The 572-nt window shown below is 57.2% G+C and carries 1 protein-coding gene; it reads right to left on the reverse strand.

What is annotated here, in order from left to right; translation table 11 throughout:
• Positions 1–572 (reverse strand): P-type conjugative transfer protein TrbL (trbL, locus tag PZ895_RS02525; RefSeq protein ID WP_275837459.1); only part of this gene is annotated, 572 nt, incomplete at both ends.

Genomic DNA, 572 nt, shown 5'->3' on the forward strand with positions numbered 1-572 from the left:
TCCGGCCCTGAATGTTTCCATGCCATTGCTAACAGAGACGCCCTGGACCACGCCCTGAATGATGTTGGGGACGTACATCGCGATCATGAACACCACGACCGAGATCCCCGCGATGGTAAGCGTCGTTAGAAACTGGTCTTCGCTAGTGGTGTTCTCGGACATGCCGATCAGCACTTCCGAGCCTATGCGCGCGATCATCACGAGCGCCATCAGCTTCATGCCGACCGAAAATGCGTAAACCAGATAGCGGACTGCGAAGTCCTTGGTGAAGGACGAGCCGCCAAGGCCGAGCATAATCATGCCCGCCAGTAGCCCGACATACATCTCAACTAGAACGGACACGAAAATTGCGGCCACGAGGGCGAAGCAGATCACCACAACGATCATGGCAAAGACGGCTGCCATGGCCATGGCATTGTCCTCGAAGATGCCGAACCTCACATTGTTCGAGAGCTGAGCGGCAACACGAATGCCGGCGTTGAACACATTGGCCGGTGACGCCGATCCGCCGTCAGCCCCGATCTGAAAGAGGCTATCGACAACTGCCCGAGCAAACTCCGGTCCGACCTGCA

Source organism: Mesorhizobium sp. YIM 152430, from assembly GCF_029210365.1.
Taxonomy (GTDB): Bacteria; Pseudomonadota; Alphaproteobacteria; order Rhizobiales; family Rhizobiaceae; genus Aliihoeflea.